General features: G+C 57.6%; 4 protein-coding genes and 2 pseudogenes. 3 read left to right on the forward strand and 3 right to left on the reverse strand.

The window, feature by feature from the left end; translation table 11 throughout:
- Positions 1 to 124: 124 nt before the first annotated feature.
- Together GTW51_RS23120 and GTW51_RS23125 are read right to left on the reverse strand one after the other, a co-directional pair.
- A complete protein-coding gene (locus GTW51_RS23120) occupies positions 125 to 283 on the reverse strand; it encodes a hypothetical protein (protein WP_163046374.1) in 159 nt (52 codons plus the stop codon).
- Positions 280 to 957 carry a response regulator transcription factor gene (locus tag GTW51_RS23125; protein ID WP_163046375.1) on the reverse strand — a complete coding sequence of 226 codons (678 nt, stop codon included), beginning with the start codon at positions 955 to 957 and terminating at the stop codon, positions 280 to 282. Before GTW51_RS23125 ends, GTW51_RS23120 begins: the two co-directional genes overlap by 4 nt.
- 567 nt (positions 958 to 1524) lie before the next feature.
- Between GTW51_RS23125 and GTW51_RS23130 the strand changes: the two genes are divergently transcribed.
- The 3 genes and pseudogenes from GTW51_RS23130 to GTW51_RS23140 form a co-directional block, all read left to right on the forward strand.
- The gene (locus GTW51_RS23130) at positions 1525 to 2271 is read left to right on the forward strand and encodes a phosphatase PAP2 family protein (protein WP_163046376.1); all 747 of its coding nucleotides are present in this window, start codon (positions 1525 to 1527) and stop codon (positions 2269 to 2271) included.
- A gap of 128 nt (positions 2272 to 2399) precedes the next feature.
- Positions 2400 to 2732, forward strand: a pseudogene (locus tag GTW51_RS23135) (integrase core domain-containing protein); the annotation flags it as partial.
- A gap of 558 nt (positions 2733 to 3290) precedes the next feature.
- Positions 3291 to 3565 (forward strand): annotated as a pseudogene (locus tag GTW51_RS23140) (integrase core domain-containing protein); the annotation flags it as partial.
- Positions 3566 to 3622: 57 nt separating this feature from the next.
- On the opposite strand, the gene GTW51_RS23145 reads toward GTW51_RS23140, so the two are convergent.
- The gene (locus GTW51_RS23145; protein ID WP_343034101.1) at positions 3623 to 4147 is read right to left on the reverse strand and encodes an amidohydrolase family protein; all 525 of its coding nucleotides are present in this window, start codon (positions 4145 to 4147) and stop codon (positions 3623 to 3625) included.
- Positions 4148 to 4276 lie beyond the last annotated feature (129 nt).

The raw sequence follows: 4276 nt of genomic DNA on the forward strand, positions 1-4276 counted from the left end.
TTCTCGAGCCGATCGGAAACATCCCGCCCGCAGAAGCGGAAGCCGCCTACTACGCGCAGCTTGAGGCCATGCCCATCGCCGCGTAGGACTCAAACCAAATGGCCTCCGGGAAACCCGGTGCGGTTCATTCCTCGACTTGAGTGGACAGCCCGCGTTCTTCTATCGCGAATTGGCCGCGCGTGAACTCCATGGACAGGATCATGCCGGCGCCAATCAGGGTCAACGCGGATATGCCGGTCACGACGACCGCTAACCTTACATCGAGGCGATAGGCCCGTCTCATGATCGGGTCTCGCACAGGATGTAGCCCAGGCCTCGCAGCGCCTTGAGCTCGACCGTCGCCCCCGCGTCCGAAAGCTTCTTGCGAAGCCGATGAACCAGCGTCTCGACCGCGTTGTCCGTCCAGTCCTGATGAAGCGCATAGAGATGCTCGCCCAGCATCCGCTTCGGAGTCACGCGGTCGCCGGCACGGATCAGCTTGTCGAGAGCGGCATGTTCCTGAGCCGTCAGCCTCACGTCTCGATCAGCCACTGTCAGGCTCGTGCTATGAGGATCGTAGAGAAGATTTCCGATACGCAGCTCGAGCGCCGTGATTTCCGCCGAACGTCGTCGCAGCGCCCTCAGTCGTGCCAGCAACTCTTCGGTTGCAAACGGCTTGACGAGATAGTCATCGGCCCCCGCATCCAATCCCGTTACCCGGTCCCCGATCTCGTCTCGCGCGGTGAGCATCAACGTCGGCGTGCGTAGACCGGCGGCACGGGCGGACCTGACGAGCGCCCGACCATCGCCATCGTCGAGCATGACGTCGACGATGCAGAGGTCGTATGCCGCTATTTTCCACGCCGCCTCGGCGTCCGCGACAGTGGCGAACACATCGACCGCGTGCCCGGCCTCGGTAAGCCGTCTCCCCAAGGCCTCGGAAAGCAGGCGATCATTCTCGACGAGCAGGATTCGCATCACGACTCTCCATAGCCTTACGTCGGCTGGTCAACATGAAGCTCTCCCTCTGCTGACGGGCTGTGCGTATTCCGACGAAGTCGCCCGAGATTCCGAGATGATGTCGCCCGCCCTTTCGAGCGCCCGCTGGCCTCTGATTTTCCTGTCACCCAGCGCTTGCTCGGTCAATCTCTCAACGCGTGCTTAAGGCGCGTTCGCGGCATGCTGTCGCCGGATAGTTCGACGCGATCGGCGCGTCATGGCAGAGGCGCTCGAGTATGGCATCGGCGTAAGTCATATCCGATGACCTCGTGCCGGATCTGACTGGTGACGACGGTCGATTTGCGTCCTGATCGCTCTTCGAGAAGCGAAACAGCGGACCCCAAACAGGCCGCAGCGACGTCCCCTCCCGGAAGGCTTCAAACCGGAGTGTTGGGAAAAAATCTCGGGATCGCGGGCGACATCACCTGGAAGCCGCAGAGCCGTCGAAGGTTCATTCACCGGAGTGATGGCGGCGAGTGGGCGCCGCACGCAAGCCAGCACGACTAACGCGTGTACTGCCCAGCTCCAGCGGATTCCTCGAGCACTATGCAGGGTTCGAACCTGCAAGTTTTCTGCAAGTTAGCCAGCGCATGCGGCGCGGCTATGAGCATATCCCTATCCAGCCCCATTTCATCTTACGCGAAATCGGACCTTCTGATTATCGCGTTCTCAATTGGCATTTTGGCAACCAGCACGTTCTTCTGGTTCTTTCCAGAAATCGATCTGGTTGTGAGCCGCTGGTTTTTCAGCCCCAGCGACGGCTTCGTCTTGTCCAGCAATTCGAACCTGCAATGGCTCCGCAACAGTGGTCCCTGGGCTCTGACCGGTGTTATCCTGGTTATCTTGGTCCGCATTCTCTGGGATACGATCAACGGCGCCCTGACCTGGTCTCGAGTTCGGAAGCCGATCTGGCTGCTGTCCGGACTAGCTCTTGGTCCTGGCCTGCTCGTGAACGGCCTCTTGAAGGCGCACTGGGGCCGACCCCGACCCATCCAGGTCGACGTCTTTGGAGGAGACGCGATACACCAGACAGTCTGGGTCATCAGCGATTGGTGCGATCGAAACTGTTCGTTTGTGAGCGGAGAGGCTTCCTCGTCAGCCTGGCTCGTCGCTGCGGCCCTCATCACGCCCAAACCCGTAAGGCTGGCTGCAATAGCAACGACTGTTGTCTATGCTGGATCGTTATCGCTGACCCGGATCGCCTTCGGCGGACATTTCCTCTCGGATGTTGTCCTTGCCTGGCTGCTCTGCGGGCTGATATTTGCAATACTTTACCGGATTATTCCCAAGTGATCCTGCCCGGAAGGTGGGCGCGTCAGGCGATACTTTGACCGAATAGACATATGTCTTGTCGGTCGAGATTATATGGCATGCATGCACCGCACCTTCATCTAGTGGACGCGCTCGCCATCGTCGCGTTCAATGGGCTGAAATTTACCGCCAAGGCAGTACGGGAATGGCTCGTCGCCGTCGGCGCCAGGATGGCGTTCATCGCGCCCGGCAGCCCCGGGGAGAACGGCTACTGCGAGAGCTTCGACGCCCGGCTGCCGGACGAGCTCCTGAATGGCGAGATCTTCTACTGGCTCACCGAGGCGACGGTCGCGATCGAAAGCTGGCGCCGCCATGACAACGCCGTGCGTCCGCACTCGTCGCCAGGCTATCGCCCGCCGGCACCCAAGGTCGTGCAATGGCCGCCTACCGGACCGGCGTCACCGGCCACGCCAGCCTTGGCGCAAAGGGCCGTCGTGCACTAAGATTTGCCCGGCCACCCGGCGGGGCCGCCCAAGACTTTCGCGCACCATAACAACAAGGCAAGCGTTAAGGCACGATCAATGATCAATTATCTAATATTATATTGAAGCGTGACTTATCAATATATTTCTGCCACGATCTGCCCTATTATTTTTCATCAAACCTCCGCCATCGCTTGATGTATGGGCAATATATAGAAAATAGACACGTTCTTACCTCAAGTACTGTGGCGTTCGATTTAATTATACCCTGATACGTCTCATCATTTATGTGATCTATTAATATCCCCTTATGCTCCGGGCCTGCCTTGGAAACTTTAGCGATTAGGGTACCGGTGTCTTTACCTGATTTTATTGACGCACAGATCCGATCATTGCATTCAGCTACATGAATGAGGGTACCGGAATCGTTGAGCCAGTAGCCCAGAATCCCGATGTGCGACTCGGCGCGGACCGGTACTTCGCAAGTGAGCAGTACTGACGCAATAATAGCAGCTGAGTAGACATCCCTGATCATCACTGGCGGTAATCCTGTATGTGAGATTGTCATCGTTCGCGAGCATTGATCGCAAGCTCAATTCGACCGACGCCATCGACGTTCTCTCGGACCTGTTCATCCTGCGCGGTGTGCCGGGCCATAATCGATCGGACAACGAACCGGAGTTCGCCAAGGCCGTGCGGGAGCGGATTGTTGGGTCGGGGTCAGGACCGCCTTCATCGAGCCAGGCAGCCCTTGGGGAAAGGGCTACCGTGAGAGCTTCAACTCGAAGCTGCGCGACGAACTGCTCAATGGCGAGATCTTCTACGGCCTCGCCGAGGCGAACGTCATCATCGAGGTGTGATGCCCGCTGCTGAACGAGAACAAGCTGCATCCTCGATCCAGCGCGGATGCGTCAGACCTTTATGCCGAACAGTTTTTCCGCATTACGGTACGCGATTTTTTCCTTGGCCTCGCGCGGCAGATCGACTGCCCGAAACCAGTCGGTTCCTGCCTTCATGTCTGCAAACGGGTAGTCGGTTGCGAACATCACCCGATCCACGCTGATGTACCTCAGCAAAAGATGGAGCAGTTCGTCCTGGAAGAATGCGCTGGTCGTGTACCAGAAATTGTCACTGAAATATTGCCCGATCGGCTTATTCAGTGAATCTTCGGTCACCTCGCCCATATCTCCGACGATACGCTCGTAGAAGAACGGAAGGCCCTCTCCCATGTGGCCGATGATAATCTGCAGGTTCGGGAATCTGTCGAAGACTCCGGTCATGATCATTCGAATGCACTGTATAAGCACCTCTTGGTGCCATCCATAGCCCGAACCACTGAAAATGTAATCCTGATACTCTTTGTTATATTCTGGGCGCATGAAGCGGTAGTAAATATCGAAAACTACTTCAGGTGGGTAGCCTGGATGGATGTAAATTGGCTGGAGTGCACCCCATTTCGCCGGACAAGCGGCGGTTGGGTTTAGGCACTGAGCCTGATGAACTCGCGCGGCGAGCGGAACTTTAATCCTGAGTGCGGGTGGACCTCGCAATAATCCTCGATCCAG

Source organism: Aurantimonas aggregata (assembly GCF_010500835.1).
Lineage (GTDB): Bacteria > Pseudomonadota > Alphaproteobacteria > Rhizobiales > Rhizobiaceae > Aurantimonas > Aurantimonas aggregata.